The 19,942-nt window shown below is 28.0% G+C and carries 14 protein-coding genes and 1 riboswitch; of the genes, 9 read left to right on the forward strand and 5 right to left on the reverse strand.

All coding sequences use genetic code 11. The features are described from left to right. Nucleotides 1-8: 8 nt before the first annotated feature. The 3 genes from BM119_RS01565 (at nt 9) to BM119_RS01575 (ending at nt 6,432) form a co-directional block, all read left to right on the forward strand. Complete coding sequence (locus BM119_RS01565; RefSeq protein WP_090038239.1) at nt 9-1,307, forward strand: APC family permease; 1,299 nt, start codon at nt 9-11, stop codon at nt 1,305-1,307. A gap of 49 nt (nt 1,308-1,356) precedes the next feature. Beyond that, nucleotides 1,357-2,628, forward strand: coding sequence for an L-cysteine desulfidase family protein (locus tag BM119_RS01570; protein WP_090038240.1), 1,272 nt, complete (start codon nt 1,357-1,359; stop codon nt 2,626-2,628). A 573-nt stretch (nt 2,629-3,201) separates the two neighbouring features. Continuing rightward, nucleotides 3,202-6,432, forward strand: a complete 3,231-nt coding sequence (locus BM119_RS01575) for a ligand-binding sensor domain-containing protein (RefSeq protein WP_090038243.1) — start codon at nt 3,202-3,204, stop codon at nt 6,430-6,432. A 57-nt stretch (nt 6,433-6,489) separates the two neighbouring features. On the opposite strand, the gene BM119_RS01580 is transcribed toward BM119_RS01575, so the two are convergent. From BM119_RS01580 to BM119_RS01600, 5 genes are read right to left on the reverse strand one after another with little or no spacing between them, the layout of a single operon-like run. Further along, nucleotides 6,490-7,536, reverse strand: coding sequence for an ABC transporter substrate-binding protein (locus BM119_RS01580; protein WP_090038245.1), 1,047 nt, complete (start codon nt 7,534-7,536; stop codon nt 6,490-6,492). Further along, a complete protein-coding gene (locus BM119_RS01585) occupies nt 7,529-8,335 on the reverse strand; it encodes an ABC transporter permease (protein ID WP_090038248.1) in 807 nt (268 codons plus the stop codon). The genes BM119_RS01580 and BM119_RS01585 overlap by 8 nt, the downstream gene beginning before the upstream one ends. After that, nucleotides 8,329-9,165, reverse strand: a complete 837-nt coding sequence (locus BM119_RS01590) for an ABC transporter permease (protein WP_090038250.1) — start codon at nt 9,163-9,165, stop codon at nt 8,329-8,331. Before BM119_RS01590 ends, BM119_RS01585 begins: the two co-directional genes overlap by 7 nt. Beyond that, nucleotides 9,165-10,208 carry a spermidine/putrescine ABC transporter ATP-binding protein gene (gene potA / locus BM119_RS01595; protein WP_090038253.1) on the reverse strand — a complete coding sequence of 348 codons (1,044 nt, stop codon included), beginning with the start codon at nt 10,206-10,208 and terminating at the stop codon, nt 9,165-9,167. Before potA ends, BM119_RS01590 begins: the two co-directional genes overlap by 1 nt. Before the next feature lie 23 nt (nt 10,209-10,231). Next, a complete protein-coding gene (locus BM119_RS01600; RefSeq protein ID WP_090038255.1) occupies nt 10,232-10,771 on the reverse strand; it encodes a helix-turn-helix domain-containing protein in 540 nt (179 codons plus the stop codon). Between the two features lie 997 nt (nt 10,772-11,768). On the opposite strand from BM119_RS01600, the gene BM119_RS01605 reads away from it, so the two are divergent. The 6 genes from BM119_RS01605 (at nt 11,769) to BM119_RS01630 (ending at nt 19,940) form a co-directional block, all read left to right on the forward strand. Next, nucleotides 11,769-12,707, forward strand: a complete 939-nt coding sequence (locus BM119_RS01605; RefSeq protein ID WP_090038256.1) for a hypothetical protein — start codon at nt 11,769-11,771, stop codon at nt 12,705-12,707. Nucleotides 12,708-12,886: 179 nt separating this feature from the next. Continuing rightward, nucleotides 12,887-13,444, forward strand: a complete 558-nt coding sequence (locus BM119_RS01610) for a hypothetical protein (RefSeq protein ID WP_090038259.1) — start codon at nt 12,887-12,889, stop codon at nt 13,442-13,444. Nucleotides 13,445-13,715: 271 nt separating this feature from the next. Then, nucleotides 13,716-14,567, forward strand: coding sequence for a YkgJ family cysteine cluster protein (locus tag BM119_RS01615; protein WP_090038480.1), 852 nt, complete (start codon nt 13,716-13,718; stop codon nt 14,565-14,567). 322 nt (nt 14,568-14,889) lie between these two features. Further along, nucleotides 14,890-17,364 carry an ABC transporter substrate-binding protein gene (locus tag BM119_RS01620; RefSeq protein ID WP_090038261.1) on the forward strand — a complete coding sequence of 825 codons (2,475 nt, stop codon included), beginning with the start codon at nt 14,890-14,892 and terminating at the stop codon, nt 17,362-17,364. Between the two features lie 62 nt (nt 17,365-17,426). After that, a riboswitch (cobalamin riboswitch) is annotated at nt 17,427-17,613 on the forward strand. 124 nt (nt 17,614-17,737) lie between these two features. Continuing rightward, the gene (locus BM119_RS01625) at nt 17,738-18,670 is read left to right on the forward strand and encodes an ABC transporter substrate-binding protein (RefSeq protein WP_090038264.1); all 933 of its coding nucleotides are present in this window, start codon (nt 17,738-17,740) and stop codon (nt 18,668-18,670) included. 220 nt (nt 18,671-18,890) lie between these two features. Beyond that, nucleotides 18,891-19,940, forward strand: coding sequence for a FecCD family ABC transporter permease (locus BM119_RS01630; RefSeq protein ID WP_090038267.1), 1,050 nt, complete (start codon nt 18,891-18,893; stop codon nt 19,938-19,940). Nucleotides 19,941-19,942 lie beyond the last annotated feature (2 nt).

Raw genomic sequence — 19,942 nt, forward strand, 5'->3', positions numbered from 1 at the left:
AATCATTAATGGGTGATGATAAGAAAAAACTTGGTTTTTGGAGTATTGTTTTATTAGGAATAAATGCAATCATAGGTTCAGGTATATTTTTGCTTCCAAACCAAGCAATGGAATTAATAGGTCCTGCAAGTTTAGCTGTAATTTTATTTGATACTATACTTGTTATTAGTATAGCTATGTGTTTTGCAGAGGTTGGAGGACTTTTTAAGAAAAATGGAGGACCTTATGTTTATGCAAAAGAAGCATTTGGAGATTTTATAGGGTTTGAAGTAGGCTTTATGAAATGGGCTATAGGAATAATAGCTTGGGCAGCTATGGCTGCAGCATTTACTACAGCATTATCAAAAGTATGGGCTCCAGCAGCAGATAAAACAGTAAGCAATATAATTATTGTCTGTATGTTAGTTGGGCTTGGAATTATAAATATAATAGGAGTAAATATATCAAAAGCTCTTAATAATATAATAACTGTTGGAAAATTGGTTCCATTAATAATATTTGTAGCTGTTGGTATATTCTTTATAAAGGGAAGTAATTTCACACCAGTATTTCTACATGGAGAGTATCAATCAGGTTCCTTTGGAGCAGCAGCTCTTTTAATATTTTATGCATTTACAGGATTTGAATCAATAGCTGTAGCGGCAGAAGATATGGATAATCCGGAAAAAAATGTACCTAAGGCAATTATAACAGTAATGGTAATAGTTTCTTTAATATATTTATTAATACAAGCTGTGTCAATAGGAATATTAGGTGAAGGTCTTGCAAAAACTGCAACTCCAGTTGCAGATGCCACATCTATATTTTTAGGACCAATGGGGGCAGCATTAGTTAGTGCAGGAACATTAATATCAATAGGTGGAATAAATATAGCAGCATCATTTATAACTCCAAGAAGTGGAATTGCCTTAGCAGATGATGGCTTATTGCCTAAAATCATAACTAAAAAAGGAAAAAGAGGAACTCCGTATGTTGCAATTATAATAACTGTAGCTTTAGCAATACCTATAGCATTATCAGGAAGCTTTAGTAAACTTGCAGCTATAAGTGTTGTTTCAAGATTTGCCCAATATGTTCCTACTTGTTTAGCGGTTATAGTGTTAAGAAAGAAAAAACCAGAATTAAAGAGTTCATTTAGAGTACCATTTGGACCAGTTATACCTATACTAGCTGTACTTGTAAGTGGATGGTTATTATTACAATCTTCAATGGAAAAAATTCTATGGGGATTAGGTGGATTAATTATAGGAATACCTGTGTATTTTTTAATGAAAGAGAATAATGATAATAAAGAAGAAACTATATAAAAATAACATAAGGCACATTGAAAAAAAATAACAAAGAGGGTGTAACTATATGAATAAAGAGGTGTATATTAACCTTTTAAAAAATGAAGTGGTTTTAGCTTTAGGATGTACAGAACCAATAGCAATAGCATATGCAACAGCTAAAGCTAAAGAGGTGTTAAAAGAAAAAGTAGAGTCCATAGAGCTGAATTTAAGTGCAAATATAATAAAAAATGCTTTAGGTGTAGGTATACCAGGGACGGATAACATCGGTATTGATATAGCAGCAGCTTTAGGAGCAATAGGTGGGGATGCTGATGCAGGACTTGAAGTTTTGAAAAATATAAGAAAAGATCATGTAAAAGATGCAAAATTAATGGTTGAGAGCAATAAAATAAAAACAAAAATTAAGGATATAAGTGATAAATTATATATAGAAGTTATATGCAAGAGTAAAAATCACATGGCAATGGTAATAATAAAATCATGTCATGATAATATAGTTAGAATAGAATTAGATGAGAAAATTTTATTTGATAAAATAAATGAGGAAAATAGTTGTAATGAAAATGATATGTCAAAAGAAATAACAATTGAGGGAATATATAACTTTGCAAAAACAATAGATTATGAGGATATAAAGTTTCTGTTACAGGGAGCAATTGTTAACAAAAAAGTTTCACAGGAAGGGTTAAGTGGTAATTATGGACTTTCTATAGGAAAGACTATTAATGAAGATAATGAATTATCATTAAGTAATTCCATTGAAACAAAGATGATATCAGGAACAGCAGCAGCATCAGATGCTAGAATGGCGGGATGTTCACTACCTATAATGGCTACGGCGGGAAGTGGTAATCAAGGTATAACAGCAACAATGCCTTCGGTAGTATTAGTTGAGGAATTGGGTAAGAGTGATGAGGAATTGGCTAGAGCTTTAGCAATAAGCAATCTTGTTACAATACATCTTAAATCATTTATAGGCAGGTTATCGCCATTGTGTGGAGCAGGAATTGCAGCAGCTACAGGTTCTAGTGCAGCTATCGCATATCTATTAGGGGGAAGTTTGGAAAATATAAAATGTTCTATACAAAATATGATTGGAAATGTTTCAGGGATGATATGTGATGGAGCCAATGGTACATGTGCTCTTAAAATAGCTACAGGTATTGGAGGAGCTATACAATGTGCAAAACTAGGTATGAATAAAATTACACCTAAGGTTACAGATGGAATAGTAAATGAAGATGTTGAAATCACCATAAAAAACTTAGGTGTTCTAGGAAATAAAGCTATGAATAATACAGATAATGTTATATTGGATATAATGTTAGCACAATAAGATATCTAAAAAGGGTAGCAACATATTAAAATTATGATGCTACCTTTTTTAATTTGTAGAATAGTATAGAAATTTTTAATCCTAAAATGCTTACAAAATCTAGGGTTAAAGAGATTTTTAGTCAGTGACAAGTTGCAAGTGATAAGTTAAGGGTGAAATCTTCTTAGGAAGCTTGGAATGAATTGACAATTGATGATTGAGAATTGACAATTGAAGGATAAATCTTCTTAGGAAGATTTTAAAACCTAAACTTTCAACTTTCCACTCTCAACCTTTAACTTTATATTTAGGAAGTCCGTGACTTTCAACAATAATCGTCAATCGTCAATTCTCAATTGTCAATTAAAAAAGGGTGTAGCCTTTTTTATACAGCAATGAATAAATTGCTACAATGATTTGTGGTAACACAACTTATTCACTAACTATATTGTGAAAAAATATAAAAATATAAAAAGGTTTTGTATAAAAACACAAAAATATTTGGTAAAAAATAAATTTTAACCGATTATATTGTAAATATTGGTTAAATGTGGCATTCTATATATTAGAATGATTTAATGGAGGAAATATATTTTGAATTTAAAAAGACTTAAAAGTTTAATGATATTTTTGATAAGTTTAATTGTTTTATTAAATGTTAAGGTGTATTATACAAAGGCATCAAATAATGAAATTAATTTTAATAGAATAACTATAGATGATGGTTTGTCACAAGGTTCAGTACAGGGAATAGTACAAGATAAACATGGATATATGTGGTTTGCCACAGGAGATGGGTTAAATAAATATAATGGAAAAGAATTTAAGGTATATAAGTACAATAAAAATGATATATACAGCTTAAGTGAAAGCTACATATCTAGCGTTGTAGAAGATTATGATGGACAACTTTGGGTAGGAACTATAAATGGAATTAATAGATTTAATCCTGAAACAGAAACCAATAAGAGATATAATTTACAAATGGATAGTGAACCTATGTATAACAATAATGTTACTAAAATACTTATGGATAATAATGGGGAAATTTTGATTGGAACTGAAAATGGATTAATTAAATATGATAGAGAAAGAGATAAGTTTAAAAAAATTAATATACCCGAAATGGAAAAGTCTATAGAAAGCAGTTTTGTAACTGATTTATGTGAAGATAAATTGGGACAAATTTGGATAGCTACTAAATCTGGAGTATTTGTTTATAACAAAGAAAGTGATAGTACAAGAGTATATATGGAGGATAAAAATGGACTAAGTTGTGATGAGGTATATAAAATACTTGAAGATAATCTTGGAAGAGTATGGATAGGAACTAGACATGGTGGGCTAAATCTGTATAATAAGGATACTAATGAGTTTAAGTGGTACAAGTATGACAATAATAATGCTAATAGTATAGCATCAAATATGGTTCAAAGTATATTTGAAGATTCTAATAATAAGATATGGATAGGTACTGCAGGAGGTCTGTGTTCTTATAATGAAATAGAAGATAACTTTAAAAGATATATAAACAATATGTGTTACGATAAAAGTATTATTGATAATAATATCAAAAGCATTTATCAGGATAAATCAGGAGCTATATGGGTAGGAACCGTAAAAGGGATAAGTGTTTTCAATCCAAAACCTTTATTTAATCATTATAGAAAAGTTAATGACAAAAGTAGCATAAGTGATAATTGTGTTACTGGCATATACAAGGATAAAGAAGGACTTTTGTGGATAGGAACTATAAATGATGGGTTAAATGTAATAAATAGAGATACTGGACAAGTTACAAATATTAAGTATGATGAAAATAATGAAAATAGTATAAGTGATAATAAGATACTTGAAATAGTAGGAGATAAAGATGATAATATTTGGATTGCCACAAATGATGGGTTAAACAAATACAATAAAAAAGATAAAAAATTTACTAGATTTAAAACTAATGATTCGGGTAATTCAATAATAAGTAATGAAATAAGATCATTGTTTGTTGATAATAACAATATTTTATGGATAGGAACACATAGAGGTATAGATTCACTAGATTTAACTAACGAGAAATTCACAAATTATAATAAAATATTAATAGATAATGGTGTAGATGATAAAAATATAGTGGCTGTCTATGGAGACAATAACAATAATATGTGGTTTGGTTCAGCTTATTATGGTGGACTTATAAGATTTAATAAAGAGGATAACTCTATAAAATCATTTAGGTCTGATGATATTGATGAAAAAACAATAAGCAATAATGGAATAAGGGATATAACTGAAGATAAAGAAGGAAATATGTGGATAGCTACAATGTATGGTCTTAATAAATTTGATCCTAAGACAGAAATTTTCACAAAATATACAGAAGATGAGGGATTAAGTAACAACTATACATATGGGGTTTTAATTGATGAATTTGATAATCCTTGGGTTAGCACTAATTATGGGTTATGTAGATTAGATAAAAAAGATAATATATTTTCTTTATATAGTGTATCTGATGGATTACAAGGTAATGAGTTTAATGGATCTTCGGCATATAAAAGCTATGATGATGAGTTGTTCTTCGGAGGGACAAATGGATTGAATAGCTTTTATGCAAAAGATATAGAGGAAAATACAAGTCAGGATAAGGTAATAATTGACGAATTTAAAGTTTATGATAAAAAAATAAACGTACAAGAGAAAATAGAACTAAAATACAATTCAAATTACTTTTCCATAGATTTTTTTGTGCCTAGTTATAATAATGTTAATAGTATCAAATATGCTTATATGCTTGAAGGAGTAGACAAGGAATGGATATATACAAATAATAGGCAGCATGTAACATATACTAATATAGATGGTGGTAATTATAAATTTAAAGTTAAAGCTAAAACTAATAGAGGAACCTGGAGTGATGAAACACAGTTAGATATAGAAATCAATAATCCACCATGGAAGTCGGTTTTTGCATATAATTTATATATAATATTAGCATTAATTATTGCATTTATTATATGGAATTATGTTAAAATACTAGAAAATTTGGTGAAGCAAAGAACTAAAGAGTTGAACAATAAGTTAGATGAGAATAAAATTTTATATTCAAAGCTTTTAAGTCAAGAAAAATATAAGAATGATTATTTTGTAAATTTATCTCATGAACTTAGAACTCCGTTAAATGTAATATTATCAACAGTTCAGCTTATAAATAATTTTAATAAGGGTGAAATTGGAATTTCTAAAGAACATGTAAAAAAATATATGAAAATAATAAATAAAAATTCTAATAGTCTTTTGAGGATAATAACAGATATTATAGATACATCGAAAATGGAAGCAGGAAGTTACAAAATAAACTGCAAAAATCAAGATATAGTTTATATTGTGGAAGAAATTTCACTTTCTATGAAATCATATATAGAGAGTAATGGGGTAGAACTTATAGTAGATCCTGAAATAGAGGAAAAAATAATTTGGTGTGATGGTGTTGAAATAGAAAGATGTGTTGTTAATTTAATTTCTAATGCAGTAAAGTTTACTCCAGATGGGGGAACAATTACTGTGAATATATATGACAATGAAAAATATATCGAAATACATGTTAAAGATACAGGAACAGGGATAAGTGATGAGGATCAAAAACTTATATTTGAACGATTTAAGCAAGCAAATAATCAGAAGGATAGTAGAAAAGGTGGTAGTGGAATAGGTCTGGCATTAGTGAAGTCTATTGTGGAATTACATGGAGGAAGTATATCAGTTGAGAGTAAATTAAATGAAGGTAGTGATTTTATAATAAAATTACCTATAAAAAATATTAAAGAGTAAGGCACATGAAATAAAATAAGGAGAAACTACATGCTTTTATGTGGTTTCTCCCTATTTCTATTTGGATTTTACTTTTAACCAAGCATCATCATATTTCTTTAAGTTTTCTCTTAAATCGGAGAAATATTCTAAATGATTTAAAGAAGAAGCATCAGGGTATGCTGATTTGTTGTTTTTAACATCATCTTCTAATAATTCATAAGCAGCTTTATTAGCTGTTGGATAACCTATATATTCTGCATTTTGTTTTCCTATTTCAGCTTCAAGTAAAAAGTCTATAAGTTGTTCAGCTTCAGCTTTGTGAGTAGAACCTTTTGGGACACACATAGCATCTATCCAAATATTGCTTTTATCAGGTATAACATATTTTAGATCACTGTTTCTTTCCATTGCAAGAATAGCCTCTCCAATCCAAGTAACGGATAAAGATCCCTCCTCGGCAGCCATTCTTTCTTTAGTCTCATCTACCATATATGCTCTAACAAGAGGTTTTTGTTTAATTAATTCTTCTTTTGCAGCAGCAATTTCATTATCATTTGTTGAATTTAAAGAGTAACCGAGTTTTTGTAGTGCTACACCTAAAGATTCTCTCATGGAATCAACCATAAATATTTCACCCTTATATTTAGGATTCCATAAAATATCCCAATCTTCAACTGGGTCAGTTACCATTTCAGAATTATACAAAATACCTAGAGTTCCCCACATATAAGGGGCAGTGTATTGGTTGTTAGGATCATGGGGAAGATTTTTAAATTTTGAATCTATATTATCTATATTTGGGATATTATTAAAATCAAGTTTTTCAAGCATATCATCTGATATAAGTCTTTGAATCATATATTCAGATGGGATAACAATATCATATTGGTTTACACCTGATTTTAACTTTTGATACATTTCTTCATTTGTACTAAAACTTTCATAATTTATTTTTATTCCTGTTTCCATTTGGAATTCTTCTAATAATTCTTCGTCTATATAGTCTCCTTGATTTAAAAAATTTAAAGTTATACCAGTAGAATTGTTAGAACAACCAGAAAATAATGAGGTAAATAGTAATGTAATCAAAACTAAAGAAGTTAATTTTTTGAATTTACTCAATAGCTTCACCTCCAATAATTGTATCTTTTCTATTCATGAAAAGTAATAAGATTAAAACTACAGCGAACATTAAAGTTGATAATGCATTTATTTCAGGCTTAATACCTCTTTTAGCCATAGAATAGATTTCTATAGATAAGTTAGTAACTCCTGAACCAGTTGTGAAAAAGCTTATTACAAAGTCATCAACAGACATAGTAAAGGCTATTAGAAATCCAGAAATTATGCCAGGCTTTATTTGTGGTAAAATTACTTTTCTTAATGCATAGCTAGGACTTGCACCTAAATCTAATGCAGCTTCTTCTAAGTTTTGAGGAAGTTGTTTTAATTTGGGTAGTACTGACAATATAACATAGGGAATGTTGAAAGTTATATGTGCAAGAAGCATAGTAACTAATCCAAACTGAACATCAAATATAGAACGAAAAACTATAAATAAACACATAAGAGATATACCAGTAACTATATCCGGATTTAAAACTGGTATATAGTTTATATTTAGCAGTATCTTTTTCTTAAAGCCTTTACTTTTGTGTATACCTATAGCGCTTATAGTTCCGATTATAGTAGCAATTATTGACGATGCTACTGCAATTCCTATTGTGTAATAAAGTGCGCGTAATATTCTTGTATTATTAAAAAGTTGATAATACCATTTTAAGGTGAAGCCATTCCATGTAGCCATTGATTTTGAGTCATTAAAGGAAAAAACAATTAAAACGGCTATAGGAGCATATAAAAATATAAATATTAGAATAAGGTATAGTTTTGAACTTATATTTTTAAATTTTTTTAGCATAATGGACCACCACCTTCTTTAGAATCTTTGTCATATTTAGACATTAGTGCCATGGAGATTAAGATTATTATCATCATGAATATTGATATAGAAGAACCAAAATTCCAATCATCCATTGCTGTAAATTGCTGTTCTATTAAGTTACCAACTAGCATATATTGGCCTCCACCAAGAAGTCGAGATATAACAAAAGTAGTGACTGCAGGCATAAATACCATTGTAATACCAGAAACAACTCCAGGAATAGACAGTGGGAAAATAACTTTTTTAAATACTTGCCATTTTGTTGCTCCTAAATCTTCAGCAGCATCTATTAGGTCATTATCTATTTTTATAAGTACTGTGTATATTGGTAAAATCATAAATGGTAAGAAATTATATACCATACCTAGAAGGACAGCACCATTTGTATATAACATGTTAATTTTTTCAAATCCCAATTTCATAATAAGAGAATTAATAATACCTTTATTACCAAGTATGGACATCCATGAATAGGTTCTTAGTAGAAAATTCATCCACATAGGTAGAATAAGTAATGTTATTATTAAATTTCTTTTCTTAACATGAAGTTTAGAAACTATATAAGCTACAGGATAGCCTATTAAAAGGCATAAAATTGTGCATACAATAGCAAGGGAAAATGAAAGTCCGAAAACTTTGGCATATATTGGATCAATTAATTTTGTGTAATTGGATAAAGAAAATACATAGGACTGTTCATCTTTAATAGTAAAACTAAAGAATAATACTATTAATAACGGAAATACAATAAAAATACTACTCCATATAAGATATGGATAAGAAGAAAGATTTTTTGATCTTTTCATTAGTAATCATCCTTAGAGATTATATGAAGGTCAAAAGGGGTTAAATCCATTCCAATTTCAGTCCCAATTTCTACACATTTAGTATTATGAATAATCCAATTTACACCATTGTTATTTACACCAATTTCATAATGAACTCCCTTGAAAATCACAGAAGTAACCAATCCTTTAAGCATTCCTTGAGATGGGTCAACAATTTTAACATCTTCAGGTCTTATAACGACTTGTACAGGAATATTACATCCGAAACCTTTATCAACACATTCGAATTCATGATTACAAAAGTTAACTTTAAAGTCTTCAATCATGAAACCATCAATTATATTACTTTCACCTATAAAATTAGCTACAAAAGCATTTGCAGGTTCATTATATATATCTTCAGGTGAACCCATTTGTTGAATTTTACCATTGTTCATAACTATAATAGTATCGGACATAGTTAGGGCCTCTTCCTGGTCATGAGTTACAAAGATAAAAGTTATACCAAGTTTTTGTTGTATTTTTTTTAACTCAATTTGCATTTCTTTTCTTAATTTTAAATCAAGTGCGCCTAGAGGCTCATCTAGAAGTAGCACTTTAGGGTTGTTTACTAAAGCTCTAGCTATAGCTATTCTTTGTTGCTGACCACCACTTAAAGATTCTATTTTCCTTTTTTCAAATCCCTCAAGAGCAACCAATTTCAGTATGTCCTTTACGGATTTATCTATTTTATCTTTAGATAGTTTCTTTAATTTTAATCCAAATGCAATATTTTCATATACGTCCATATGAGGAAATAAAGCGTATTTTTGAAATACTGTATTTAGTGGTCTTTCATATGGGGGAATATCATTTATCTTATGTCCCTCAAATATAACATCACCACTATCAGAAGTTTCAAAGCCAGCTAATATTTTCAAAGTTGTAGTTTTACCACATCCACTAGGCCCAAGTAATGTTAAAAATTCATTTTTCTTTATATTAAGATCAAAACAATCTAAAACAGTATTACTACCATAAGTTTTAGATATGTTTTTTAATTCAATGATATGATCATTCAAAATCAACACCTCTTTCTATTAATCTAAAATGTTGGTGGAGTACTTATCCATATAACCTTTGCCTGAGTTTTGCCAGCATTAGATATATAATGGTTAGCTTTGGGTTTAAAATAAAAGCTTTCTCCTTTTTTTACTTTTATATGTCTTTCTCCAATATGAAGGTGTATATTTCCAGATAAAACATATCCAAATTCTTCACCTTCATGAGGATTATCTTCTACGAAATGACCACCTGGTTCTAAGGTAACCATTATTGGTTCCATTTCATTTTTCTGTGCATTGGGCACAAGCCACATTATTTTATATTTTAAATCATTGTTATCTGACTCAAACATATCTTCTTCAGTAAAGACTATTTTTTCTACTTGATGATCACTGAAAAACTCTTGTAAATTCGTACCTAAAATATCTAAAATATCCATAAGAGTAGCTATAGATGGAGAAGTCAGATCATTCTCTAATTGAGAAATAAATCCTTTAGATAATTCACATCTGTTTGCTAATTCTTCTTGGGTTAATTGTTTTTCAACTCTAAGTCGCTTAATTTTCTCTCCTATATGCATATTTTACACCTCCTAAGAAAAACATTTATATTAGTAAACTTTAAGTTTAAAATTTCTAAACAACAAGAAATATTATATATATTATATCACTATAAATCAATAATTTTATCAAAAAAAAATTTATTGATTTATACGTTCTATATCAATGAAATAAGTACTTAAGAAAGAAATATTAAATTAATGTTTAGAAAAAATTATCTTTTTGTTTAGTAATAGTAAGAAAAAATATTGGCGTGAAAAAATGATGAAAACTATGTTACTAAGAAATAAGTTTATAAATACTAAGAAAAAATAGGCTCAAGTAACAAAACTCCCAGGTTTCAAAGGTAAAAAGTTTATAAAAATAAGAAAAACAAAGAATTTTAATGATATAAGAAGGTAGGGTGTGGTAATATGATGAAAAAATAAAATTTAGTATAATTTAACTTGTATAAGGCATAAATTAATAAATTTCAATCAAAATATTATCAACTATAGAGAATATTTATAAACGTGATAACCTTCATAGAAAAAAATGATAGACAATTTAGAATTTATTGAAAAAATATAGTGAAGTTCTTGCTAGTTTATATTATAATATTGATAGTACAAGTTTAAAATTGAAAAATAAGCTTCAATATTAAAATGTAGTTAATTCAAATTGAATATAAAATACAATTGACAAACTTTGTAAGACTACTTTATAATGAAGTTGTAAATTAATTAGCATAGATTATGATTTATTATTTATATTTAATTAGAGGAATAGGAAGAGAACTCTAATGAAACAAAAATGTTTCGTTAGAAAAAGTTATTAATTGTTATAACTTAAAGGGTATATCAAGCTAGGAATATTTCTGGCTTGGTATATTTTTTTGCTCAAATTTACTTAGATATTAAAAAAATATATATAAATGCTTAAATATTAAGAATAATAACCACAAATTTTGAATATTTATTTAGAGAGATATAAATATATACAGCTTATTTATTATTAAATTTGTGGGAGGGAATACCATTGAGAAGACTTGTTTTGTTTTTTCACCCTGGATGTGAAAGGAATATATCAAAATATAATGATGGAATATGTCCAAGTTCAAAAGATAGGGGTCATACTAGAAAATATATGGTTACGAATGGAAAAGTTTTGAACAAGGATGTAGTACAGTGTAAATTTGGATTTTGGGGAGAATGGGAAGGTAGTTCAGAGTTTACCCTTGTTAAGGACATATTAAAAAAGAAAGACCATCCAACAGCCATCCATAGTAAACTTAATCTAGAAACAAATGAAGGTAATTTTTTTAACACAGATCCATGTGTCATGGGCAATATGTTTTTATATTCTAGCTATCAACAAAATTTTATAGCTGATTTAAAAGAACTTGAGGTTGGAGATATACTACTTTTTGGAACAGGAAAAAAATCTTTTAATAGTAGAAAGAAAAACAAAAAGGTTTATGATATTTTTATATGTGATACTGTATTTGTTATAAAGTATAAGATAGAAAATATGCCAACATCAAGCTTAGAAGAATTTGATAATGCTGTAAAATCAAACTTAAAGAAACATAAGGCACCAAAATGTACTATTGATAATTTTGATAAACTTAAGGAATGGTATTATGAAATGAATATAAAATGTTTGAATAATAAAGAAAATGCATTTTATATAGGGGCTACTTATGAAGACAAGTATAAAGGGATGTTTAGTTATATACCTTGTAAAGTTTTAGATACAATAGATGAACATGGAGGATTTGAAAGACCAGACTTAGGGCCATTATTAAAGGAGTTACCTGAATTTAAAGAGGTTAGGGAAGGTATGAAAGGGTTCGGAAATCAAAATATAAACATAAAAGATGAGGTTGTTAATAAAAAGTTATTTAACTCAATAATGGATTATATTAAAGAGGAAAATAATTTGGATATAGCAGTGGAATGTGACTTTTATGATTAAAGTTGTATTTATTGAATAAATTAACAAATTTGTATAACTATTATGAAAATTCTTGAAATATAAGGTTAACATATAGTAAATACTATATTATAAATTAAGTAATAAGATTATAATAAATATAATGTTAAGCGATATACTATATTTAATATAGTGGTCATTAAATTAATAGGAGGGGTATTATGGATTTTTTAGAGTTTGATGAATTAAGATGGTTAAATAAATATTTGGATTACAGCCCAAGGCTAGATTTAGAAGATTTAAACCAGCTTAAGTTATTTACATTCATGTGGGATATGTTTGACGCAGAAACTTGTAAAGGAAACTGTAATGCTCAGCAACTAGCAAATTTTGTTCTTAATACATTAAATATAGCTAGTGAAAGTAAATCTTCAAGTTTTATAGATGCTTATTTTACGTATTTTAAAAATCGTTATGTTGAAGATGGTAAAACAAATAAATTGTTTGATCAATTAACTTATAATGTAAATGAAACATTTACTAATGGAGAGACTGAATATAAATTTAAAGATTTTACACAAAAAGTTTTATTGGAGAACAATCCAACAGAAAAAAATAGAGTTTTGGCTACAATGCTTATAATATATAGATTAAGATTCAATTTCTTTTTGAGGGATGAAAATAGAATGGTTATAAATGATCAGTATAAGAATTTTACAGTTGCAAATAATTTAATATCAATCTTATTAGATAAATATAAAAAAGAGAATAAGCAATAGTAAAAAAAATGAAAAGCTATACATTGGTGCTTTAGGCTACTAGTGTATAGCTTTTGAGTTTTCTTAAAACATATGTTATAATTGGGCTCAATGCCTTTTATTCCATGGCTATTATTGCTAATATTCATAACTTTTTAAGTTATGAATAAGCACTGATAAGTGCCTTAGGTAAGTTATTTTAAGCTTTAGTTGTAACAATGCTAATTTTGAGAAAATTATAAGCTAAAATTAGAATAACTTTATGGAACATTAAAAGCTTTTAGGAGGATTTATGGAAAAAACATATAAGAAAGAAAAAGAAATAAAAATATCCCGAAATGAATTATGTCCTTGTAATAGTGGCAAGATACATAAAGAATGTTGTTTGCAAAAAAAACACAAGTATTTCACATTAGGAAAAAACTATGAGGGAAAAGAAATTATATTTAACAATACAAAAAATATGGATATATATGATAATATAGCAGACTATGGATTAAGTAATATATTTTGTTTAGATGACAATGAGTTTTTGAATTTATCTAATGGGTTAATAGTCGTAAAAGATATATATACTATGGCAGATAAAGGAATAGAACAATTTTCATCCTATGCACCTTGTAGTAAGGGTTGCTCACATTGTTGTAGTCTTTACTTAGAGTGTACACCAGTAGAAGCAGAACTCATAAGAAGACACTTAAAAGAAACAAGAACAGAAGAAGAGCTTATAGAAATAAAAAGTTATATAGATAAAATTAATAACAATGTAAGAACTGCAGATAGTCCTCATAACATGAAAGAAGAAGAGCTCAGAAACATGTACCATAAATATTTAAAAGAAAATAATCCATGTATGTTTTTAAATGGAGAAGGAGCATGTAGTATATATGAAGTCAGACCATTGAGATGCAGAAGTTTTATAGTTTTTTCGTCTAGTGAAGAATGCATAGGTCATGATGAAATAGTAACACCATCACTTCCACCAGTTTATATAAGTAATTTGGTTATGGATGCATTATCAACTAAGATAGCTAGATTTAAAAAATTATCTTATAGGGGTAAAGATGGACTTGAGAAGCCAATAAAGAGATGTTTGGTACAGTGGTTTAAAAATGGATTTGAAGATATTGATAGAGATTTATAAATTAAATGAGATATATTTTTACATAACATTATAGTGTTTATACATAAAAACTACTTGAGATTATAATATATTTTCTTAGGTAGTTTTCTTTTATAAAAACTGATTTTATGTGTTAATGATATAACTACTAAAATAAAAACTTATAATCTTGTACATGTTATTAAGTTATGTTATAAAAACAATTATACAAGTGTTTGATTGTGAGAAAAATAGCTTTGAAACTTAAAATATATATTTAGTATGATATTTAAAAGTGGTATACTATTATAAGGAATATTAGGTATATTTTATGTATTGAAACAATTATTTGGGGGGAAAATATATGCTTTTTAAACGAAAAGACAAAAATAAAGACATATATATAGAAAAACAAGAAGTTAATCAAATGGATATTGAGGTTGTAGAAAATGAAAACATTTGCATAATAAAAGGAAATCAAAGAGTATCTATGGGTAAGCTTATAAATAAGGTTGATGATGTTAATAGTACTATGGATGGATTGCTATATTCAATAAATCAAATCTCTCTTACAGTAGACACTCAATTCGATGTAATATCAAAGATAATAAATGAAATACATGGATTTACAGGTGTTTTAAATAAGTTAAATGGAAATATAGGAAATTCAAGTGAGGAAGCAAACAATACAATAAAGGTAGTAGAGCGAGGCAATAATATAATATTAGATTCATTAAAATCTATGGAAGATATAATAAATAGTGCTAAATATATAAAAGAAGAGGTAATAGATTTAAGTAAAAACTTTCAAAGTATAAACCATATATCTGATGCAATTAAAGATATATCATCTAAGACAAATTTATTAGCATTAAATGCATCTATAGAAGCAGCTAGGGCTGGGGAATATGGTAAAAGCTTTAGTGTTGTAGCTGGCGAAGTAAAAAATCTATCAGAACAGAGTAAAGGCTTTGCAGATGAAATAACTAAAATTTTAAAAGAAGTAAATAATGGTATAGAAAATACTTTAAATGCTATAAAGAAAAGTGATGAAAAGATAAATATAGGAATAGATTCATCAAATAAAACTAAAGAAACATTTAAAGATATATCTGATGCTTCTAAAAAGTCTAAAGTAATAATAACTGAAATGAATAAAGTAATAGAAGAACAATTGGTTTCAGTTGACTCTATAAATGTGATATCAGAAGATATACAAGTATATGCAGAAAAAATTATTTCCATAGTTGAAACAACATTAATGAGTGCGGAGTTTGTTAAAAATTCATTGGAAACTCTAAAAATATTTTCAGAGAAAGTTAAAGAAGAGAATATTAATCTTTTAAGTTTTTTAAAAGAAAATGAGAAAAGGGATTTTGTATTAAAAAGTAAAGTGAAGATAAGTTCAGATTTTATTGAAAAAAGAGACCCTATTTATTTAATACAGGTTGATGAATCTAGCATATATCAAAATGTCTGTTCTACGTTAGTTCAACAAAGATACTCAGCAGATGTTTTTCCAGCTATAGCAAAAAATTGGAATCTGGAAGAAGATAATCTTACTTGGGTTTTTAAATTAAGAAAAGGTGTAAAATTTCATAATGGAGTAGAACTTACTAGTACAGATGTAAAGTTTTCGTTGGAAAGACTTTTGAATCCAAAATCAAAATCAAACTATAAATACTTAATAGATTGTATAGAGGGGGCTGATGAATATATAGGTGGGGTATGTAATGATGTTAAAGGCATTAAGTGCATAGATAAGCATACTATTAAAATAAAACTAAAATATGCATATACAGAACTTTTAATGAATTTATCACAACCAATATGTGCAATATTCAATGAAAAAGAATACTTAAACAATAAGAAACTTGTAGGGTGTGGAGCTTATGAAATAGATAAAATAGATAACGAGGCAATTTATCTTAAATCGTTTAAAGAGTATTATGGTGGGGAATCATATATTGATAATATAAAATTAGTATATGATGATATAGATGTGAAAGAAGAATTAAGTAATAATAAATTAGATTTCATAAGATGTGATGGATTATACGAGCTTATAGAAGAATTTAAAAATAATGATAGTTTTAACTGGACATCATTTAATACATTAGCAACTAAAATAGGTATATTTAACTTAAAAAGAAAAGACATATTTGCTAAAAAAGAGATTAGACAAGCCCTTAATTATGCTATAAACACAGAAAAAATAATAAAAAATTGTTATTTAGGTCTTGCATCGAAATATGGATCTATTTTTCCAAAGGGAATGTATAATACTAGTGATGTAATATATGATTACAATGTTACAAAGGCTAGAAATCTTCTAAAAACAGGAGGATATAATTCATCCATACATACTTTAGAAATAGGAGTGGAACAATCCTTTAAAGATGATAAAACGGAAGTAATAACAAATCTTGTAGAAGATTTTGAAAACGTTGGTGTGAAAACAAAATTGATAACAATGCCAAGAAATATACTTCTAAGCAATGAGGGGTTAGAGCAATGTGATTTAATTGTTGCAACATGGGCGGCAGATACTGGAGGAGTAGATAATTATTTACAATCTTTATTTAATATGGAGGCTAGTTATTTTAAAATGGGATACTATAATAAAGAGGTAATATCATTGATGTCTCAAAGTAAAACATGTATAAATCCTAAAAAACTTAGGAAATTCCATGATAAAATAAATGAATTAATCTTAGCTGATGCCCCTATGCTATTTATTTGTAATATAAAATCAGCAGTAATATATAGTGATAAACTTAAAGATTTAAATGTAACAGTTTTAGAGAGGTTACTTTTGGATGAGGTATGCCTAAAATAAACTATGAAAACATTTTATTGAAAAATAAGAGCAGTTATTGTATAATAAGCTTGTTTTTAAATGAACAATTAATATGTTGTGGTACTTTTGTAAAGTTTAATAGGGAAAGTGGTTTAATTCCACTACAGCCCCCGCTACTGTAAATGGTGACAAAGCTTAATAACCACTGGCTTAATTTAAATATGGCTGGGAAGGTAAGCATGAGGATGATCCATGAGTCAGGAGACCTGCCATAATTTTATCTAGTCATTCGGCGGGAATGTAATATAGGTGTTTATAAATTATAAAAATATTTATGATTATTATAAACTCACATTCCTAAGAATGTGAGTTTTATTTTTTTTACAAACCAAATAAAGAAAGGATGAGGATTATGAAAACACTTAAAAAATACCTGTCTATTATAACAATTGTAATTTTAAGTTTTACAATGGTTGCTTGTAATAGCAGTGTAGACAATAAAAAGTCAGATGAAAATGCAAGTATAGCATATCCACTAACTATAAAGGATTCATTTAATAGAGAGGTTACCTTAGATAAAGAACCTGAAAGAATTATTTCTTTATCACCTAGTATAACAGAAACAGTATCCGCACTAGGAAAAGAAGATAAGTTAGTTGGAAGAACAGAATTTTGCAACTATCCAGAATCAGTTAAAAAAGTAGAAAGTATAGGAGGATTACAGGATCCTAATATCGAAAAAATAGTTGAATTAAAACCAGATTTGGTAATTGCATCAGCGCATTTTAAAGAAGATGTATTAAAAAAATTAGAATCATTAAACATAAAAGTTGTTATTTTTTATGGACCAGAAAATTTTGAAGGTACATATGACACAATAAACAATATTGCTACTGTACTCAATGCAAAGACTAAGGGTAATGAAATAGTAGATGGAATGAAAAAAAAGGTTGAAGAGGTAGAAAAAAAAGTTGAAGGTAAAGATAAGGTAAAGGCTTACTATGTTGTTGCATATGGCCAAGGTGGCGATTTTACAGCTGGTGGAGATACTTTTATAAGTCAAATGATAGAGATGGCTGGAGGAGAGAATGCAGCTAAAGATCTTAAGGGATGGAAGTTTAGTTTAGAAAAAGTTGTTGAAAGCAATCCAGACTTATTTATGGTTAGAAAAAGCGGAAATGATAAAGAAGGCTTAAAAGAAGCAAATGGATATAAAGATTTAAAGGCTATAAAAGAAGATAAAATTTATGAAATAGATGAAAATACTATAGATTTACAAGGACCAAGGCTTGCTCAAGGATTAGAAGGAATAGCTAAAATTCTACATCCAGAAGCTTTTAAGTAAGATTTGAATATGAGGAACATTGAAAAAAATAACAATTCAGTATGCTAGTCTATTTTGTGTCATACTTCGTCAGAGATATTAGCCAATAGTCTATGCTATGAACTAATATGGCTTCCTTGTCTGACACAAAATATACATGGTATCTTTGACTTATTATTTTCTTTCATATGCCTAAGTTTAAAAGGGTTATTGTTTAATTTATAAAAAAGAAGAGGATTTTATGAAGAATTTTATACGAAAATATTTTAAGTTAGTATGCATATCATTAATAGTAATATTATTTTTTACAATGGCTATGTCTTTGACACTTGGAGCTAGTGATGTATCATTTAGAGATAGCATAGCCTTACTCTTAAGTAAGATACCCTTTTTAAATAATTTTGTAGATAAATCGAATATTAAGGATACAACGGAAATTATTCTAATGAACATAAGGATGCCAAGGATAATAATGGCATCCTTAGTTGGTTGTATTTTATCTGTTGTAGGAGGAACATTCCAAGGTATGTTTAGAAATCCCATGGCAGATCCATTTGTTTTAGGTATGTCATCAGGGGCATCTTTAGGGGCTACTATTGCTATAATATTGGGATTGGACAAATATATTTTTGGAGTAGGTATGGTAAATGTATTAGCATTTTTATTTTCTATACTGACAGTTTTTCTAGCTTATAATATTTCAAAGGTTGGAAGAAAAGTTCCAACTATGAATTTGCTTTTATCTGGTATAGCAATATCATTTTTTATGTCCTCTATGGTGTCGCTTATTATGATATTAAATAGAAACCAGATGGAAAAGATAATATTCTGGACTATGGGAAGTTTAAGCTCAGCTTCTTGGAAAAATGTTATTGCATTGTTGGTTGTTTCTGTAATTGGAATAGGAATAAATCTTATCTTTTCTAAGGATTTAAATATTATGACTTTAGGAGAAGATAGTGCAATAAATTTAGGAGTAGATATTGAAAAAGTAAAGAGGATATTAATTGTAGTATGTGCTATGATGGTTTCATTTGCGGTATCATCAACCGGGGTAATTGGATTTGTAGGACTTATAGTTCCTCATGTAGTTAGAATAATAAGTGGACCAGACTATAAAAAACTTACAATCTTATCATCAATAGTTGGGGCAATCTTTCTAGTGTTATGTGATACGTTATCTAGAACAATAGCACCACCTATGGAAATACCAGTAGGAGTTATAACATCATTTTTAGGAGCTCCATTCTTTATTTATTTGCTTAATAAAGGGAAGAAGAGGGGGCTGTAATT

The organism is Clostridium frigidicarnis (assembly GCF_900111985.1).
Lineage (GTDB): Bacteria > Bacillota > Clostridia > Clostridiales > Clostridiaceae > Clostridium_Z > Clostridium_Z frigidicarnis.

Coding starts and splice junctions, on each gene's coding strand:
- BM119_RS01585 (WP_090038248.1), bottom strand. CDS start 8,335: ATGCTAAAAAAATTTAAAAATATAAGTTCAAAACTATACCTTATTCTA.
- BM119_RS01590 (WP_090038250.1), bottom strand. CDS start 9,165: ATGAAAAGATCAAAAAATCTTTCTTCTTATCCATATCTTATATGGAGT.
- BM119_RS01565 (WP_090038239.1), top strand. CDS start 9: ATGGGTGATGATAAGAAAAAACTTGGTTTTTGGAGTATTGTTTTATTA.
- BM119_RS01625 (WP_090038264.1), top strand. CDS start 17,738: ATGAAAACACTTAAAAAATACCTGTCTATTATAACAATTGTAATTTTA.
- BM119_RS01570 (WP_090038240.1), top strand. CDS start 1,357: ATGAATAAAGAGGTGTATATTAACCTTTTAAAAAATGAAGTGGTTTTA.
- BM119_RS01630 (WP_090038267.1), top strand. CDS start 18,891: ATGAAGAATTTTATACGAAAATATTTTAAGTTAGTATGCATATCATTA.
- BM119_RS01615 (WP_090038480.1), top strand. CDS start 13,716: ATGGAAAAAACATATAAGAAAGAAAAAGAAATAAAAATATCCCGAAAT.
- BM119_RS01610 (WP_090038259.1), top strand. CDS start 12,887: ATGGATTTTTTAGAGTTTGATGAATTAAGATGGTTAAATAAATATTTG.
- BM119_RS01620 (WP_090038261.1), top strand. CDS start 14,890: ATGCTTTTTAAACGAAAAGACAAAAATAAAGACATATATATAGAAAAA.
- BM119_RS01600 (WP_090038255.1), bottom strand. CDS start 10,771: ATGCATATAGGAGAGAAAATTAAGCGACTTAGAGTTGAAAAACAATTA.